At 60.9% G+C, this 16515-nt stretch carries 24 protein-coding genes and 1 tRNA gene; 22 read left to right on the top strand and 3 right to left on the bottom strand.

The features are described from left to right. Window positions 1–131 precede the first annotated feature (131 nt). The 13 genes from ACFFP0_RS31685 (at window position 132) to ACFFP0_RS31625 (ending at window position 7597) form a co-directional block, all read left to right on the top strand. A complete protein-coding gene (locus ACFFP0_RS31685) occupies window positions 132–788 on the top strand; it encodes a hypothetical protein (RefSeq protein WP_377266212.1) in 657 nt (218 codons plus the stop codon). After that, window positions 781–1239, top strand: a complete 459-nt coding sequence (locus tag ACFFP0_RS31680; protein WP_377266211.1) for a hypothetical protein — start codon at window positions 781–783, stop codon at window positions 1237–1239. Before ACFFP0_RS31685 ends, ACFFP0_RS31680 begins: the two co-directional genes overlap by 8 nt. 88 nt (window positions 1240–1327) lie before the next feature. After that, the gene (locus ACFFP0_RS31675; RefSeq protein WP_377266210.1) at window positions 1328–1768 is read left to right on the top strand and encodes a hypothetical protein; all 441 of its coding nucleotides are present in this window, start codon (window positions 1328–1330) and stop codon (window positions 1766–1768) included. Window positions 1769–1771: 3 nt separating this feature from the next. Further along, a complete protein-coding gene (locus ACFFP0_RS31670; protein WP_377266209.1) occupies window positions 1772–2341 on the top strand; it encodes a hypothetical protein in 570 nt (189 codons plus the stop codon). Between the two features lies 1 nt (window position 2342). After that, window positions 2343–2564, top strand: coding sequence for a hypothetical protein (locus ACFFP0_RS31665; RefSeq protein ID WP_377266208.1), 222 nt, complete (start codon window positions 2343–2345; stop codon window positions 2562–2564). Window positions 2565–2782: 218 nt separating this feature from the next. Further along, entirely contained in the window at window positions 2783–3142 is a 360-nt protein-coding gene (locus ACFFP0_RS31660; RefSeq protein WP_377266207.1) for a hypothetical protein, read from the top strand. Window positions 3143–3153: 11 nt separating this feature from the next. Then, window positions 3154–3339: a hypothetical protein gene (locus tag ACFFP0_RS31655; RefSeq protein ID WP_377266206.1), complete on the top strand. Its 186-nt coding sequence runs from the start codon at window positions 3154–3156 to the stop codon at window positions 3337–3339. Beyond that, window positions 3332–3574: a hypothetical protein gene (locus ACFFP0_RS31650; protein WP_377266205.1), complete on the top strand. Its 243-nt coding sequence runs from the start codon at window positions 3332–3334 to the stop codon at window positions 3572–3574. Before ACFFP0_RS31655 ends, ACFFP0_RS31650 begins: the two co-directional genes overlap by 8 nt. A 202-nt stretch (window positions 3575–3776) precedes the next feature. Continuing rightward, window positions 3777–4334 carry a hypothetical protein gene (locus tag ACFFP0_RS31645; RefSeq protein ID WP_377266204.1) on the top strand — a complete coding sequence of 186 codons (558 nt, stop codon included), beginning with the start codon at window positions 3777–3779 and terminating at the stop codon, window positions 4332–4334. Further along, window positions 4334–4882: a helix-turn-helix domain-containing protein gene (locus tag ACFFP0_RS31640; RefSeq protein WP_377266203.1), complete on the top strand. Its 549-nt coding sequence runs from the start codon at window positions 4334–4336 to the stop codon at window positions 4880–4882. Before ACFFP0_RS31645 ends, ACFFP0_RS31640 begins: the two co-directional genes overlap by 1 nt. A gap of 84 nt (window positions 4883–4966) precedes the next feature. Continuing rightward, a complete protein-coding gene (locus tag ACFFP0_RS31635) occupies window positions 4967–5155 on the top strand; it encodes a helix-turn-helix transcriptional regulator (protein WP_377266202.1) in 189 nt (62 codons plus the stop codon). Next, on the top strand, window positions 5155–7047 hold the full coding sequence (locus tag ACFFP0_RS31630) for a phage tail tape measure protein (RefSeq protein ID WP_377266201.1): 1893 nt from the start codon (window positions 5155–5157) through the stop codon (window positions 7045–7047). The genes ACFFP0_RS31635 and ACFFP0_RS31630 overlap by 1 nt, the downstream gene beginning before the upstream one ends. Then, the gene (locus ACFFP0_RS31625) at window positions 7013–7597 is read left to right on the top strand and encodes a hypothetical protein (RefSeq protein ID WP_377266200.1); all 585 of its coding nucleotides are present in this window, start codon (window positions 7013–7015) and stop codon (window positions 7595–7597) included. The genes ACFFP0_RS31630 and ACFFP0_RS31625 overlap by 35 nt, the downstream gene beginning before the upstream one ends. A 164-nt stretch (window positions 7598–7761) precedes the next feature. Here ACFFP0_RS31625 and ACFFP0_RS31620 read toward each other — a convergent pair whose 3' ends face one another. Next, window positions 7762–7953 carry a hypothetical protein gene (locus ACFFP0_RS31620; protein ID WP_377266199.1) on the bottom strand — a complete coding sequence of 64 codons (192 nt, stop codon included), beginning with the start codon at window positions 7951–7953 and terminating at the stop codon, window positions 7762–7764. A 282-nt stretch (window positions 7954–8235) separates the two neighbouring features. Here ACFFP0_RS31620 and ACFFP0_RS31615 point away from each other — a divergent pair, with 282 nt between their 5' ends. Then, window positions 8236–8469 carry a hypothetical protein gene (locus ACFFP0_RS31615; RefSeq protein WP_377266198.1) on the top strand — a complete coding sequence of 78 codons (234 nt, stop codon included), beginning with the start codon at window positions 8236–8238 and terminating at the stop codon, window positions 8467–8469. Continuing rightward, the gene (locus ACFFP0_RS31610) at window positions 8463–9491 is read left to right on the top strand and encodes a PIN domain-containing protein (RefSeq protein ID WP_377266197.1); all 1029 of its coding nucleotides are present in this window, start codon (window positions 8463–8465) and stop codon (window positions 9489–9491) included. The genes ACFFP0_RS31615 and ACFFP0_RS31610 overlap by 7 nt, the downstream gene beginning before the upstream one ends. A gap of 112 nt (window positions 9492–9603) precedes the next feature. On the opposite strand, the gene ACFFP0_RS31605 is transcribed toward ACFFP0_RS31610, so the two are convergent. After that, window positions 9604–9693, bottom strand: a tRNA-Ser gene (locus tag ACFFP0_RS31605). A 314-nt stretch (window positions 9694–10007) separates the two neighbouring features. On the opposite strand from ACFFP0_RS31605, the gene rplU reads away from it, so the two are divergent. The 4 genes from rplU (at window position 10008) to ACFFP0_RS31585 (ending at window position 11969) form a co-directional block, all read left to right on the top strand. Further along, window positions 10008–10319: a 50S ribosomal protein L21 gene (gene rplU, locus ACFFP0_RS31600; RefSeq protein WP_377266196.1), complete on the top strand. Its 312-nt coding sequence runs from the start codon at window positions 10008–10010 to the stop codon at window positions 10317–10319. Window positions 10320–10350: 31 nt separating this feature from the next. Continuing rightward, window positions 10351–10620, top strand: a complete 270-nt coding sequence (rpmA, locus tag ACFFP0_RS31595) for a 50S ribosomal protein L27 (protein WP_377266195.1) — start codon at window positions 10351–10353, stop codon at window positions 10618–10620. A 129-nt stretch (window positions 10621–10749) separates the two neighbouring features. Continuing rightward, complete coding sequence (locus tag ACFFP0_RS31590) at window positions 10750–11385, top strand: GNAT family N-acetyltransferase (RefSeq protein WP_377266194.1); 636 nt, start codon at window positions 10750–10752, stop codon at window positions 11383–11385. Further along, window positions 11382–11969: a GNAT family N-acetyltransferase gene (locus ACFFP0_RS31585; RefSeq protein WP_377266193.1), complete on the top strand. Its 588-nt coding sequence runs from the start codon at window positions 11382–11384 to the stop codon at window positions 11967–11969. Before ACFFP0_RS31590 ends, ACFFP0_RS31585 begins: the two co-directional genes overlap by 4 nt. A 45-nt stretch (window positions 11970–12014) precedes the next feature. Here ACFFP0_RS31585 and ACFFP0_RS31580 read toward each other — a convergent pair whose 3' ends face one another. Continuing rightward, window positions 12015–12878: an endonuclease/exonuclease/phosphatase family protein gene (locus tag ACFFP0_RS31580; protein ID WP_377266192.1), complete on the bottom strand. Its 864-nt coding sequence runs from the start codon at window positions 12876–12878 to the stop codon at window positions 12015–12017. A 101-nt stretch (window positions 12879–12979) separates the two neighbouring features. On the opposite strand from ACFFP0_RS31580, the gene obgE reads away from it, so the two are divergent. The 3 genes from obgE to ACFFP0_RS31565 are packed head-to-tail and all read left to right on the top strand — an operon-like array spanning window position 12980 to window position 16507. Further along, window positions 12980–14041, top strand: a complete 1062-nt coding sequence (gene obgE, locus ACFFP0_RS31575) for a GTPase ObgE (RefSeq protein ID WP_377266191.1) — start codon at window positions 12980–12982, stop codon at window positions 14039–14041. Continuing rightward, window positions 14038–15216 (top strand): glutamate 5-kinase, encoded by a 1179-nt coding sequence (gene proB, locus ACFFP0_RS31570; RefSeq protein ID WP_377266190.1) that lies wholly within the window; start codon window positions 14038–14040, stop codon window positions 15214–15216. Before obgE ends, proB begins: the two co-directional genes overlap by 4 nt. Beyond that, window positions 15209–16507, top strand: a complete 1299-nt coding sequence (locus ACFFP0_RS31565) for a glutamate-5-semialdehyde dehydrogenase (RefSeq protein WP_377266189.1) — start codon at window positions 15209–15211, stop codon at window positions 16505–16507. Before proB ends, ACFFP0_RS31565 begins: the two co-directional genes overlap by 8 nt. Window positions 16508–16515: the final 8 nt, after the last annotated feature.

The raw sequence follows: 16515 nt of genomic DNA, 5'->3' as shown, positions 1-16515 counted from the left end.
CGCAAAAACGACTTCAGTGACTTCAGTAAACTTCTTATCCAATTGAATTATAAGGATGAAACAACTGAAGTCGGCACTGAAGTTAACTGAAGTCGGAAAGCCGACTTCAGTAACTTGGTCGGGGATCAACGATGCATGACTATTCTGACTTCACAAGCCGGGCGTCAGCCGCGCGTGAAACTACAAGCTGGAACGGCCTTTGCCGCATTCTCGGATTGAGAGAAAGGCGCACGTCGAAGCACGCTCCATGGAGAGATGTTGTCAGATGGTTCGAAACCGCCGACCGCTTTCTGGGTGGCAATGGCGAGCCGTTACATAAAAACGCAGATGCACTGGCAAGGGCAAAAGAAATCGCCGCACGCATCATCTTGGGCGAGAATGAGGAAGGCATTCTTGAACTTGCTGAAGCCGAAGCGAAAGGCCGAAGCGCGTTCTCCACGAGTCTCCGGCGCCTGCCGTTTGATGCGTACATTGACGATCTTAAGCCCGGTTTCGCTAGGTGGCTCTTGGTGCAGAATGCGCCCAAAGAACACCTGCCATCTGGTACTTTCTTTCGGATAGCGCTCCGCGAAATCCGGCTCGGCAATTTTCCGATGGAGAGGCCATCGCACGGTTTTCGAACATTTGGTTTTCTTGCCCACCGTCATGGCGGAGAGAGCATGGCGAAGGGGGCAAGAGTACTATGGCAAAAGTTTAGTCTTGATACGGGCTTAGGTTCCAACGTTACCGACGCAGGGTTTCGCGAAATTTTGTTGGCCGCCGGTGAAGGGGACGACGATAATGAATGACGCCCTGCCATTGACCGAAGCAGAGTTCGGCGAACAGATGCGCCTCTCACGCCAACGGCAGCGTCGTTGCACGACGCTTTCGCCGGTCTTGGTCACCGATGATGCGGCGAACGAAACCCGCCGCATCATTTACATGCTTGCGGAGAGCCGCCCCGACCTCGCCTCCTGCCTCGCCCTGGCGCTCGCTGGATTAGACACCGGGCTTGCAAAGCAAACGGCGAACCGCGCGCAGCTTCGAAAGGAGGCGGTGATATGGCTTTTTGAAAACGTCTACAAACCGGCTGGTGCTTCCATGAAGCGCACCGCTGCCGAGCAAATGCATGCCGATGGCAAGCGGTTGAAGATGACGGAAGCATATCCGGGACAGAAAGAGCGGATGTTGAAACGCATCCGTGAGATCAACGGCGGCGACATGCCATCGCGGGAAACGCTAAGAAAAGACATTCCGTGAATTGATCTTTCCGAGTGGGTAACGAAACCGCAAACTCTACCCACTGAACGACGTTATCTTGCTTCCATCGATTTGAAGGAAGCAATCCATGGTCAGCATCGACCAAAACAAAATCAGGAAATATCATTCGGACGCCGACGACGCTCACGCCGCGCTGATGGCCGGCTGGGACCGCGTTCGCACCGCACGTGCTGAACTGGCGCAAGCGAAAGAGCGACTCGCCAAGGCCGAAACCACCCCTCAAGGCACGCGGCGCGCGATTCAGCAAACAGAGCCGGTCGAGCCAAAGCGCGGGGACTATCGCAGCCACGAAGCGTTCGCTGCCGCTCGTGACGAGTACATGACGGCTCGAAACGAATTCGCCGTCGTTGCCGGTGTGAAGGTCGCGGAACAGCGGCTCGCCATCGCCGAAGCTGAAAGAGAGAGACTCGCGCTGGCTTGGGAGCACGCCAGCCGCATCAGGTCGCTGGTAACGGACTATGCGCGCCAGCACGGCCAACTGCCTGCAGACCTGAGAGAGGGGAACTGACCCATGGCCACGAAACCAAAGAATATCCTCGACCGGCTCGGCTCGCTGTTCAGCGAAAAGGCCCGCCTTGAAGCCGAACTTCGCGCCGATATCGACGCCGTCGAACTCGAACTGATAACGGCACAGAACAGACTCGCCGAAGTTCGCCGCGCACCGGTGCCGCGTGCCGTCATCGAAGAGCGTGTTGACCGGTTCCTTGCTCATGCCGAAGCCCAAGGCCGGCAGGATATGGTTCCCGCCGTGTTCGCCTTGGCAGATTTTGCACCAGCGCAAACGAACCACATCGAAAGCGCCTTCAACAGCCCGCGCACCGGTTTCGCGACGTTCATCGCCATCGTCGGAGCCGGCGCCGTACGCGACAAGCTTGTTGAAGCTGCCATTGCCGGCGCTCCTGGCGTGCCCATGAGCGAAGAAGAGCGCGACCGCGAGACCAAGCGCCTAACTGCGGAAATCGACAAGCTCGAACGGATTCGCGAGCGGTTCGCCCGCGAGAGCGAGTCCGTTGGCGTCCCGGTGCCGAGAAGCGAGTTTGCTGACCCAAGCGTGTTGCTTATGCCCGACGAGGAGCTTTGACATGCCGACGTCCGCCGCTTCGCCCTCAGCAATCGGAGCGCATGCCCGCGCGATGCGCGCCGTCCGGTTGGCGCATGTTGAGACGAAGGGGCTGCAGCACGCTCGGCATCATCCGGTCGGCCCCGTCATCATTCGTCATCTACTCGCGAAAGCCATTCGCGCGCAAACGCTCGCAGTAATCGCCTTGGCGCAAATCAACTCGGAGGCCGTCCATGTTCGGTGAAGCCGCTCTTCTCGCTATCGCCCTGGCGGGCATCGCCCATGGCGTCCGGCTCCATCTTTGCCGGCCGAAGACGCCAGCGGCCCCACGCAAGCGACGCACCCGCAACCCCTCACGCGCACTGTGTGGCCCAACGCTCGCACAACGCCAGGAGCGTGCTGCACGCAGCCGCTTAATCCCACAGGGCTTTGAAGGTGCCCCAGGCATGGAGGAATTCATCAATGGCCGGTGACATCCTCAAACTTGACCTACCGCCCGAAGCCCGCCGCGCAGCCGTCCGCGCCCATGAGGCATCGATTGCCGGCGACGTTGCCGAAGCGCTGCAGCGGGACAGGGTGCGGGTCGTGGACCTGCTTGAAGTCACCCGTCAGGCATCCCGCATCGGCGTCGACATCGATATCGCGGAGGTCATCATATCAGGTCTCTCCGCCGATGCAGTTCGCGCCCGCGTTCTTGAAGTCGCGCCGGCCAAGAGGAAGCCTCGCAAGCGTCGCCGCGCACGCGGGCGTGTCGACAGCCCCAATCCCTTACCACGCGAGTATTCCGCGCTGGCGCCCGACGTCGGCCCCCTGGCGCGATGAAAGGAGCAACGATGAACAACCCTGACAAGCGGCTGGACGTTATGACCGTAGATGATTGGCACGAATTGATTGCATTGGCGCGGCGCATCACACGCATAGGCATCGGTGCCGAGATCTGGAAGATGATCGCTGACGGCACGCCCATTGATGCAATTGAGAAATTCATCTGCGACCGGGAAGGACGACGTAATGGATGACAAGATGACGCCTTCCGAATTCCGAGCCGCCGTCGCGCGAGCCTCGCGAGCGGCAAAGGCGGGTAAGAACACCAAGACTGCACATGGCGATGGCATCGATCGCAAGGAAGCATGGCGGAGGGCTCTCCATGGTGACGAGCCGGTAGCAGGTGAGCAGTCCGCTCCAGACCAGAAGAAAGCCGAGCGGGTGAAAGCGTCGTGGCGAGATGCCATTCGCGCGGGGCAGGAAGAATGAATGAGTTCGGTGGGCGACCCTGGCCCACCCCGCGCCGCCGGCTCATGCCCTTCGGGTCGGCGGCGCAACCAAAAGAAAGTTGCGACAACTTTTACGGGTCCTTGGTCGGGCGCCGGGGCCTGCGGGGACGGACGAGGCGCGGCGCGTCCGTAGCGTCTGACCCTTCGAAATCAATTGAAAATGTGAACAGGGATCAGCCCGAATGAGCGAAGCATTGATCGAAACCAAAGCCGCATTTGCGCGGCGATTGAACGTCTCTCCTGGCTATGTCTCGAACCTCGTGAAGCAGGGGTTGCCCGTTGCGCCAGATGGTCAGGTTCCGGTTGATCTAGCCCTCGCCTGGATTCGCAAAAACATCCGCAGCGGCCCCGGTCGACCGGTTGGCTCTGTGGAGGGCGGCGGCGGTGGAGGTGATGCCGCCGATCTCACTGCGGCCAGGACGAGGCTCATCATCGCCAAAGCCGAGAAGGCCGAAATGGCGTTACAGGTGCAGCGGGGCGAGCTTATGCCACGCGCCGAAGCTTCCGCCGCGATCCGCTCGACTATGCGATATTTTCGCGATCAGGCCCTTTTGATCCCGGCGCGGTACGGCGCCGATATCGCGGCGGAGGCGGAGGCCGATTTCCCGCGTCTCGCTGCCGCCATGGAAACGCATCTTCGCAAAGCCCTGCACGAGATCGTCGTCAGCGGGAAGTCAAACCTTGCCGCCGCGCGTGAGTTGTCGAAGCTGCCGTCAATACTGGACGAGGAGGAGAATTGATGACGCAATTGGCGCCCCGCTATGACGATCTCTACCGCATCGGCCTTGCCGCCCTTGCCGTTGACGATGATGATGTCGAGGAAGCCGCCGCCGAACTGTCCGAGGAATGGGACCTGCGCGACCTTCCGGCCGCCATGGAGGCCTTATATGAAGCGCGGCGCGCTTCCGGTTTGCGCGTCTACGAACTAGAGGACAGATCAGGTGTTAGTTTTAATGCCGGCCACGCATGGCTGAACGGGCACCGAAGCGCGCACCTCAGTTGCTTTGTGGCGGTAGCGCAAACGCTTGGGTTTGAAACGCTGTTGCGGAAGAAGGACAACCCCGCCGTTTGTTTTGATCTTTCGCGGACGGCAGAGGTGATGCAAGCGCTGAACAAGGCGCGCGAGGAAAGCGGGATGTTCACCACGGAATTGCGGGAGCGGTCCGGTGTTTCGATGTCCAGCTTTTATAGCTGGCTTCGCCGATACCGCGACCCCACCATCGGCAAGCTTGTCTTCGTTGCTGATGCGCTCGGCTTCGATGTCATCATGCGGCGAAAGCTCAAATAAGAATACGCGTGATGAATACTTCGCAGTTTATGTAATTTCCGGACATTATCGGACATGCGATGCTCAATTTACATGGAGATTGTCATGCCGAAGCTTCTCACTTCCGAAGATATTGTTTCGGAATTCAAGATTACGCCCCGGACCTTGCACCGCTGGATTTCTGAGGGCCGCTTTCCTACACCGCTCCGAGTCGGCAAGGGGCGTTCGCGACGCCGCTGGTATGAGGCCGACGTAATCGCCTTCCTTGATGCGAAGAAGCAGGGGGCGGCGTGATGGCGAAACAGGCTGAAGCTCAAGTAGTTCTTACGGCAGTCGACCGCATCTCCGGCGTGGTCAAACGCATCTCCGCGCGTCTCAGTGCTCTTTCTCAGCGTATCGGTTTCGATAAAGTCACCCGGCAAATCGCCAACGTCGGTAACGCTTTTCGAGGTCTCGCGACCGGCGTCGCCGCATCGGCCACCCGCATCGCCGGGGCTGCCGGACTGGTCGGTGTTTCGGCAGGTGCGGCGGCGGCTGGACTCTGGGGCCTCGTGAAAAACGCGTCGGATGTAGGCTCCGAAATCGGCGATACCGCCCGCAAGCTCGGCATTGGCGTCGAGGCGTTGCAAGAATGGAGATGGGTGGCGAAGCAAGCCGGCGTCGAATCGTCCGTCTTCGATGGCGCCATAGGAAAGCTCGGCGTCAACGCGGTCGAGGCGACCAAGGGAAACAAGCAGCTTGCCGTCGCCTTCAAGGCCCTCGGCGTCCGCGTCAAAGGTGCCAAGGGGCAGATGCGGTCGGTCGATGACATTCTTGATGATGTGGCCGGGCGGCTCACATCGATTCAGGACCCGATCAAGCGAAATCAAATCGCCTTCAAGTTGTTCGGAAAATCTGGCGTAGAGCTTGGAAAAATCTTCGGTCAGAGCGCAGACGACATCCGCAAAACCCGCGAGGAAGCACGTCGCCTTGGTTTCGTCATGGGCGCCGATGCCATCGACGCGGCGGACGGGCTCGGCGACTCCATGGATTCTCTTGGTGCCCGGTTGGACGGTCTCAAGCTTCGCATCGGTGCCAAGTTGATCCCCGTCGTCGCTCGCATCGTTGATAAACTCGCCGGGTGGTATGATGCGAACCAAAAGATCATCAATTCAACTATTGACGAATGGATTCAAAACCTCACCGGATTCATCAGGGACTTGCAGAATCCGACGTCGGATATCAGGAAGCGAATCGATGAGTTCGCGAATTCGGTTACCAGCGCGTACGGCGCGATCAAACCATTCATCGATTTTTTGGGTGGTCCCGCGAAGGCCGCATTGGCGGTAGTCGGCTTGTGGGCGTTGGCGCCTGCCATCCTCGCCGTCACGATGTTGGCGGGAGCGTTCCTCAAACTCGGCGCTGCAATTCTCGGCTTCTCCGTGAAGGCGCTGTTTGGAATTGGCGACGCCATCGCCACCTTCGCCGGCAAGGGATTGGCGGCGAAGGTTGGTGCAGCGGGCACAACGGCGGGCCGAGCCTATGGCGCGGCATTCGCACTGGCAGCCCGCGTCGCCATCATCGCCGGAGTCGCTGCGGCGGCGATGGAGGCGCTACAGGTCGTTGATCCAAAGGGCAACTTGGGCGGCTTGACCACGCCCATCGACAACTGGCTTCGCGACAAGATGGGGTTGGAGGCAAAGGACACCGGCATTACTCCCGGCGAACTTTGGCAAGGCCTCAAAAACTCGCTTCCCGATTTCTCTTCGATGACACCGGCGGCCCCCTCCATAACGGTGCCGGCGATGCCGAACGTGGCGGCACAGCTTCAACTTGATCGCGCAATCGGCGCGCGGCGGTTCGGTCTAGGCGGCACCACAGAAACCGAACCGGGCAAGGCTAAGGACGATCTCGGCTTCGGTGTCCGCCGTATCTCGGTGCCAACGGCAACACCGCCAGCAGCACCTGCTGCGTCGGGCGATGTGCAATCGATGAAGGCGGGCAGCATCGAAGCCGGATCGCTGAATTTTCCGGGACCGCTCATCGCACATGAGCCGCAGAACATCACGGTCAACTCACCTGTGAGCGTAACGATCAATGCTCCTCCGGGCCTCGACGCAAACGCGGTGGCGGTGCTTGCCCGGCGCGAGGTCGAGGCCGCTGGACGGCGGAATGCCGCCGCAGTCAAAGACAGTCTTAGCGATTGAGTTCACGATGCATCTACCACTTGTTTCTCCGAAGGTGATAGCCGTTCATCCGGCGAAAGACGAAAACGGCGGCCCGCTTGCGTGGGTGGCTCTCGAAACGTCTGTTCAAGGCGGCGGGACCGTTGCGATTGATCTTCTCGTGAGCGGCGAGGTCTCGCAAGTAGAAGCGGCGATAGAGCGCGCCAAAGCCGGCGTCCTCATCGCAGTGGTTATGCCCATGACCGACGTGAACCCGTACACCGGTCGGCCGTGGCACCGTGGCGCGATTGGCCCGGCGTCCGAACTTGACCTCCCGCCTATGGCGAGGATGCCGGACGACGAAGAGGACGAGATGCAAACGGTCATCATCGGTGACAGCGGCGAGGCCGCCCACATCGTAGTGCCAGGACGTGTCTTCGAAGTGCAAAACCAGATCACGGCCGCGCGTGCTGTCAGGCAGAATCTCGCGGTCTGGCATGATCGCCCGATAGGTATTACCCACGAAGCAACCGGAAGGCCGATCCTCATGGGCTGGCTGCAGCGGCTTGGCATGCGCGGAGCGGTGTCGTGACACACAAACTGCTGATTGTTCAGCAATCGTTCATTTAGCAAATTGCAATTCACGCGCGCCGTATCGCCTTACGGCATGAGGCCCGGCGCGCGGATCACACGAGGCGCGCGCCGGGGGCCTCTCGATGGCTAGCCCGGATGCCATTGGCATGCACGGTGCCATTATCAGGGTACACCGCGATACAGTTGCGGGTAGCCTAGCGCCGAATAGAACGAAGCCGTATATTCCGTAGCTTCCGCTGCGGTCCGAAAACGCTCCAGAATGCACCTCCACTCCGGTGAAGTCCAAGCGACGAAGTGATAGCCGACGCGACCTTCGGCGCCGACGTAGCCAATCTCAAGGATAGGAATGTCCATTTCGTTTCTCCTTTGAACGATCGGAGAAACATGCGCCGCAAATGGTTGCCGTCACCAATTTCCGTGTCTTCGCACCGTGCTCATCGGCAAGGTCGAGCGACCTGGCATGTGTGGGGGATGGGGCAGGGTGAATTCATGATGCCTTGCGAGTTCTGGGCGGCGAAGGTGTGCCGGAAGCCGAGTTGCTACCCATGACCGGGCGGCCCCTTCGGGGTCCTGCACCTCCCCACCGTTGACAAATTGCAAACGGCTCCCAAAGGATCATTGCACCTTGCAAATCCATTGATCCTTGAGGGAAACATGAAAGTCACAAAAGACAGCCTCGCGGCGGAAGACCGGGCGGCGCAAGAGGATGTCGCCAAAGACATCGCGTTCCTTCGTGCCGCTGGCGAAGGCGACGGTTTGGCTGTCCTGGCGCTCATCGAAAAGACATTCGACGGCGGTGAGGACCCGCGACTCATCGCCGGGATAGAGGCGTTGCGGCGCATCCTCAACAGAAAGCCCGGCGCGTGCTGAAGTTGGTGGTTGATACTTCAGTTTGGTTGGACCTCGCCCGCGACCACCGGGCGGAGCCGGTGATATCCGCGCTTGAGGACCTGATTAAGGCCGGGGAAGTCATCCTTGCCATGCCGCAAATCGTGCTGGACGAATTTGAGCGGCGAAAAGATCAAGTCGCGGAAGAGACACGGAAAGGTCTTCGAACGCATTTCCGGCTTGTGCGGGATGCGATCCGGAGGCTGGCGGACGAAGCGGAAAAGGGCGGGGCGCTGAAAGCTCTAGAAGAGTTGGACCACAAGATTGCGGTGACGGGTGATGTAGTCACCCCGTCCTTCGGCCGCGTGACCGCGCTCATCACATCGGCACCCGTTATCCCAACGACCGATGCCATCAAAATGCGGGTCACCGACCGCGCCCTGGCCGGATACGCGCCGTACCATCGCACAAAGAACAGCGTCGGTGACGCCATTCTGATCGAGACCTTCGCGGACGTGCTCGCGTCTCTTGGTGCCGATGACGCCGCCGCATTTGTCAGCCACAACGTCAAGGACTTCAGCGCGCCAGACGGCGACCGCCGGCTTCCCCATCCGGACTTGGCGCCACTATTTCCGGAAGGTCGCTCATCGTACTGGACCTCGTTGGTCGATTGCCTGAAAGACCTTGATCCCGAATTGGTGGATGAGCACGATTTTGAACTCAACTTCGCCGTCGAGCCCCGGCGGCTGTCCGAAATCATGGAGGCTGAGCATCTGCTTTTCCGGCAAGTTTGGTACAATCGGCATTGGAACCTGCGAACGGAAATCGAGAACGGTACGCACTTCGTTGTGCCGGAGGCTCAATATTCCCGGAACCCGTATCGGAACGATCAGACCCTAGAGGGCGTGTGGGCAAGCGCCTTGGCGGCCGCCAAGCGCACCGAAGACGAAGTCGGCGTTGAGAACCTTGGCCCATGGGACGACTTCGAATGGGGCATGCTCAACGGGAAACTATCCGCGCTCCGATGGGTGCTCGGCGACGATTGGGACATGCTGGATACGTGAGGCGCGTCAAAGCGCGCCCATAGATGTCCACCTTTATACACGTTTCGGGGTGGGGTTGGTGGTGGGGTCACGCCCAGAAATACGAAAATTCATCAATAAAATCAAGCAGATATGGCGGAGAGGGTGGGATTCGAACCCACGATACGGTTGCCCGTATGCCGCATTTCGAGTGCGGTGCTTTCGACCACTCAGCCACCTCTCCGGTTCCTGGTCGGCGCAGTTGAGCGCGGCGTTCTCATAGCGGCGAAAGGTGGGGCTGGCAAGGGGCGAATATCAAGACTTTATATCCTTTTGTCTTGACAGTTTTTTGTCTCTCGCGTATCTCCGCACGCGGTTAGGCGTGGAAAAGCATTCCATGCCTCTTTGTTTGTGAGGAGGCTTGCAGCCTTCGCGCAGATTTCACCGGCAGACAAGTTTCAGAAGCCCCCCTCTTTCGTAACCCTGCCAGAGCCCGACTGACAAAAAGACGGCCATCCTTCCGGGGATAGAGCCGGAACGAACATGAAAGGATAAAAAATGTTCGCAGTCATCAAGACCGGCGGTAAGCAGTACCGCGTGGCAGCCAACGACGTGCTTACCATCGAAAAGCTGGAAGCCGATGCTGGTGCAGTCATCGAATTCAACGAAGTCCTGGTCGTCGGCGAAGGCGCCGATGCCAAGATCGGCGCCCCGTTCGTCAAGGGTGCGACGGTCAAGGCCGAAGTGGTCGAGCATAACCGTGGCAAGAAGGTTCTTTCCTTCAAGAAGCGCCGTCGTCAGAATTCCAAGCGGATTCGCGGCCATCGCCAGCATCACACGGTTGTCCGCATCACGGACATTCTCGGCTAATCAGGGTTTCGAAGGGTAAAGGAGAACACCAATGGCACATAAGAAAGCTGGCGGTTCGTCGCGTAACGGTCGCGATTCCGAGTCCAAGCGCCTTGGCGTGAAGAAGTTCGGCGGCGAAACCGTCGTTCCGGGCAACATTATCGTGCGTCAGCGCGGCACGCAGTGGCATCCGGGCCAGAACGTTGGCCTCGGCAAGGACCACACGATCTTCGCACTCGCCGCCGGTAACGTGTCCTTCCGCACGAAGGCGAACGGCCGAGTATACGTGTCCGTAATGCCGAAAGCGGAAGCAGCGGAATAAGCCGGTAGCGCTCTAAAACAGCCGGCGTCTCATCGACCCGGCTGAAGCGCAAGGTTCAGTCAGAAGAAAAGGGGAGATGGGACGCCACCCACCTCCCCTTTTTCTTTAACCTCAGAGAGGAGACTGACCATGCAAGGCGAATTACTGAGGGCGAGCCAATCCCGGCCGCCAGAGGAACGGTTGCGGCCCGATCGGTCGAGAAGCGATTGCCCTGTCTTACTGTCGCAGAGACTGGTTCTCCGCGCCCCCCATGAAGAAGACATCGACGCCCTTGCCCATCTCGCCAACAATGCGAATGTCGCGACCATGGTGTCGCGTATGCCGCATCCCTACACGGCAAAAGACGCAGCCGATTTCGTACGACGTGCGAAAATCGGCGAGATCGGCAAGTGCGTCTATGCCATCACGCGAGGTGACAACGGCGCTTTCCTCGGTTGTTGCGCGCTGGAACCCCATCAGGACGAGCGAACGCTGGAGATCGGTTACTGGCTGGGCGAACCCCACTGGAACCGGGGTTACGCGACCGAGGCCGCACATGTGCTGATCGACATGGCGTTCCGGACACGCAATCACGTCGACTACATCGATGCGCGTTGCCGGGTAACTAACATCCCGTCGAAGCGGGTGATCCAGAAATGCGGCTTCCAGTTCCAGGGCTCTGGCATGATCGATTGCATGGCGCTCGGCGGAATGGTCGCGGTCGAGTGGTTCCGGCTGGACCGCAAGACCTGGATGTCGCTTAGAAGCTGGGGAGAAATGCGATGAACGCCGCCGTCCTCCAGAAGACGAACTCGCTCGCAACCACGCCCGGGCCCTGCCCGGTCATCACGACCGAGCGCTTGATGCTGCGCCCGCACCGGATCGGCGACGCTTCGGCGATCGCCGAATCGCTTGGCGACTTCAAGGTAAGCCGCATGCTGTCGCGCGTGCCCCAGCCCTACGACCGGCAGGATGCGTTCGACTGGCTCGTGCCGCACGCATCCGGCCTGCTGCCGGACTGGACCCTGGCTATCACCACCGGCGACGATATCCATATCGGCGTCGTCGGGCTGGAGCCGAGGAACGGCCAGTGGCGTCTCGGCTACTGGCTGAACCGGATCTACTGGGATCGCGGCTATATGACGGAAGCCGTGGCCGGAACGCTGGAACGCTTCTTCCGGCGCATGCCGGAAACACAGGTGTTTTCCGGGGCCTTCGCCGACAACCTGGCCTCGCTGAATGTCCAGAAGAAGCTCGGTTTCCGCATCATCGATGCGAACCAGATCTTCAGCATGTCGCGCAACAGGATGGTGCCGCATATCGAAACCATGCTGTTGCCCGAGGACTTCCGGCGGCCGGCCCGACCGTGACGCACGGATGAAATACCCGGCGGAGGCAACTCCGCCGGCCTCTTCTCAATCGATCTCGACCCAAAGCGGGAAGTGGTCGGACCCCAGCGCCCCGTTATCCACCCAGGCGCTTCTCAGTCGCGGCGCAAGGCCGGAATTCACGAAACAATGATCGAGATGCATCTTCATTGGCCCGTCTCCCGGTGGCTTCGCCCAAGTATAGCTTTCCGGCGTCAGCGCGCCGAGGCGCTCCAGCACGTCGACGGGCTCGTTGGCGCGCAGGACGCGGCCATAGTAGCGATCCCGCTGGCCGATCATGGCGATATATTCGGTCGATTCCGGCTCCATGTTGAAGTCCCCCATCGCGACGAAGTCTTCCGGCAGCGGCGGGTCGGGAAATCCCTCTTCCGCAGCGCCGGTCAGCGCACCACCCTCGGCGACGAAATTCAGCACCCGTTCCTTCAGATAGCGGATCTGGCCGAACCGCTCGTCAGGCGAGACGTGATCCAGATGGACGGAATAGACACGCAGCGGCCCACCCGGCGCGACGATGACGGCCTCCAGTGCGCCGCGCTGCAGGTTGAGCTTCTCGACCGTGCGGCTGCGCGGCAGCAGGAGATGGCGGGTAGCCAGGATCGGCCAGCGAGACAGGATCATGTTGCCGAACTGGAAACGGCGCTCGACACGGTGACCGTTCTCGACCGATACATCGAGCAGAAGATCGCAGGGTGCGGCATAGACATGGAAATGCGCGGGGAAGAGATCGGCGAAACGCGCAACGAGATCCACGTAATCGTTCTTGGGAAAACCGCGCGTCACTTCCTGCAGTGCGATGACGTCCGCGCCGTCGATGCTGGCGGCGATACGCTCGGGATCGAACCGGCCGTCCATGCCGATCCCGTATTGAATGTTATAGCTGACGAACTTCATGATTATCTTTGACCTCTGCCCCAACCGGCGATATCGAAACCCACTGGCCGCCTGATATGTAAACAAGGCGCCCCGACTAACACAGGACTGACGGCAGTAAGATGAAATTTCTCGACGAGGCAAAAGTCTACATACGCTCCGGCGACGGCGGCGCGGGCGCGGTCTCGTTCCGGCGGGAAAAGTTCATCGAATTCGGTGGACCGGACGGCGGAGACGGCGGGCGCGGAGGCGACGTCTGGGTTGAGGCCGTCAACGGCCTCAACACGCTGATCGACTTCCGCTACCAGCAGCATTTCAAGGCCAAGGTCGGCACGCACGGCATGGGCCGGAACCGGACCGGCGCCAATGGCGACGACGTGACGCTGAAAGTCCCGGTCGGAACCCAGATCTTCGAGGAGGATGGCGAAACCCTGATCGTGGACCTCACCAAGGAAGGCCAGAAGTTCAGGCTTGCCAAGGGCGGCAATGGCGGCTTCGGCAATACGCATTTCAAGAGCTCCACCAACCAGGCGCCCAACTGGGCCAATCCAGGCCTCGAAGGCGAGGAAAAGACCATATGGCTGCGCCTCAAGCTGATTGCGGATGCCGGCCTCGTCGGTCTGCCGAATGCCGGCAAATCGACCTTCCTCGCCAGTGTCACGCGCGCGCGGCCGAAGATCGCCAACTATCCGTTCACGACGCTGCACCCCAATCTCGGCGTCGCCACCATCGACGGCCGTGAATTCGTGCTTGCGGACATTCCCGGCCTGATCGAAGGCGCCCATGAAGGCATCGGCATCGGCGACCGGTTTCTGGGCCATGTGGAGCGCACCCGCGTGCTGCTCCATCTCGTCTCCGCCGTCGAGGAGAAGGTGGGCAAGGCTTACAGGACGGTGAAGACCGAGCTGGAAGCCTATGGCGGAGGCCTGACCGACAAAAGCGAGATCGTCGCGCTGTCGCAGATCGACGTGCTCGACGAAAAGGAGCTGAAGAAAAAGGCGAAGGAACTGGAAAAAGCCTGCGGCCAGACGCCGTTCCTGATCTCGGCCGTTACTGGCAAGGGCATGACCGAGGTTCTGCGCGCCCTGCGCGATGTCATTGTCGAAGCGAGCGAAGGCGAAGAGACGGCGCTTCCCGATCGTTCGATGCCCATACAGGATTTCGATGAGGAGGATGGAGAATGACGGCCGGCCGCAAGCCGCTCGCAAGCCACCGACGCATCGTCATCAAGATCGGCTCGGCCCTGCTCGTCGATCGGAAGACAGGCCTGAGGTCCCAGTGGCTCGATGCCATCTGCGCCGATATCGCTGCGCTCAAGGCTGGAGGCATCGACGTGCTGGTGGTTTCCTCCGGCGCGATCGCCATGGGCCGTACCGTGCTCGACCTTCCTGCCGGCGCATTAAAGCTGGAGGAAAGCCAGGCGGCAGCGGCCGTCGGCCAGATTGCGCTTGCCCGTGCCTGGTCGGAAAGCCTTTCGCGTGATGGAATCGTGGCAGGCCAGATTCTGCTGACGCTTGGCGACACCGAGGAGCGCCGCCGTTACCTGAACGCCCGCGCCACCATCAACCAGCTTCTGAAGATCGGCGCCGTGCCGATCATCAACGAGAACGACACGGTTGCGACGACCGAGATCCGCTACGGCGACAATGACCGGCTGGCGGCGCGCGTCGCGACGATGACCAGTGCCGACCTGCTCGTGCTGCTTTCGGATATCGACGGGCTTTACACCGCGCCTCCGCATCTCGACCCGGACGCGCGGTTTCTGGATATCATACCGGCGATTACCCCGGAGATCGAAGCCATGGCCGGCGGCGCCGCTTCGGAGCTTTCGCGCGGCGGCATGCGCACCAAGATCGATGCCGGCAAGATCGCCACCGGCGCGGGCTGCGCCATGATCATCGCCTCGGGAAAGACCGAGCATCCCCTGCGCGCCATCGAGCAGGGCACGCGCTCCTCCTGGTTCGCGCCCTCCGGCACGCCCGTGACGGCGCGAAAGACCTGGATCGCGGGACAATTGCAGCCGGCCGGCGAACTTCTTGTCGACGAGGGGGCCGAAAATGCGCTTGGAACGGGCAAGAGCCTTTTGCCTGCGGGCGTGCGGCGCATCGAAGGCCATTTCCACCGCGGCGACACGGTCGCGATCATCGGCATGAGCGGACGCGAGATCGCCCGCGGCCTGGTGAGCTACGATGCCGAAGAGGCCCGGCAGATCACCGGCCGCAAGTCCGGCGAAATCGAAGCGATCCTCGGTTATGCGGGCCGCGCCGCGATGGTCCATCGCGACGACCTCGTGATGACCGATACTGCACGGCGCAGGCCAAGAAAAGAGAATCGCAAGGAGGATGCCGACCATGCTTGACAAGGTTGCCGGGGATCGGAGCGGAAAGGCGGGTAATGTCGCCGCCATCATGGACGAAATCGGCCGCAACGCCAAAGCCGCGGCCCGGGAACTGGCGACCGCGTCCACCGAAGCGAAGAACAGGGCGCTGAATGCCATGGCAGATGCCATTCTGGCTGCCAGGGACAAGATCCTTGCCGCCAATGCCGCCGACCTGAAAAACGTCGAGGGCAAGGACCTGCTGCCGTCCTTCATCGACCGTCTGACGCTGACCGAAAAGGGCATTGCCGGAATGGCCGGCGCCCTGCGCGAAATCGCTGAATTCAAGGACCCGGTCGGCGAGGTCATCGCCGCCTGGGATCGTCCGAACGGCCTGAAGATCGAGCGTGTCCGCACACCGCTTGGCGTCATCGGCGTGATCTATGAGAGCCGGCCGAACGTGACGGCGGATGCCGGCGCGCTCTGCCTCAAGGCCGGCAATGCGGTGATCCTGCGCGGCGGCTCCGATTCCGCCCATTCATCGCAGGCGATCCATGATTGTCTCGTCGCCGGATTGAAGGCCGCGGGCCTTCCAGAGCATGCTATCCAGATCGTACCCACCACCGACCGCGCCGCTGTCGGCGCCATGCTGTCGGGCCTCGACGGTGCGATCGACGTCATCGTGCCGCGCGGCGGCAAGAGCCTCGTCGCCCGCGTGCAGAGCGAGGCGCGTGTCCCGGTCTTCGCCCATCTCGAAGGCCTCTGCCATATCTATGTGGATGCCTCCGCCGATCTCGAAATGGCCAGGAAGATCGTCGTCAACGCCAAGATGCGCCGCACCGGCGTCTGCGGCGCGGCCGAAACGCTGCTTGTCGACAGCGCCGCGATCGGCACGCACCTGATGCCGATCCTCGAAGCGCTGACGGAAGCCGGATGCGAAATCCGCGCCTCCGCCGCGGTGCTGAAGGTCTTTCCGGGATTCAAACCGGCGACGGAGGAGGATTGGCGCACGGAATATCTCGATGCGGTCATTTCGGTCGCAATCGTCGACGGTATTTCCGGAGCGATCCGCCATATCAACACCTATTCGTCGAACCATACCGAAGCGGTCATTGCCGAGGACCCGCAGGTCGTGGCGCGCTTTTTCAACGAGATCGATTCGGCGATCCTGCTGCACAATGCGTCGACGCAGTTCGCCGACGGCGGGGAATTCGGCATGGGAGGCGAGATCGGCATCTCGACCGGCAAGATGCATGCGCGCGGTCCCGTCGGCGTCGAACAGCTGACATCCTTCAAATACCGGGTGCGCGGCACCGGCCAGACCCGCCCCTAGAGCCTGGT

The organism is Neorhizobium puerariae (genome assembly GCF_042429745.1).
Lineage (GTDB): Bacteria > Pseudomonadota > Alphaproteobacteria > Rhizobiales > Rhizobiaceae > Neorhizobium > Neorhizobium puerariae.
Note: the sequence above shows the minus strand (reverse complement) of the source record. Positions and strands in the feature narration are given on the sequence as shown.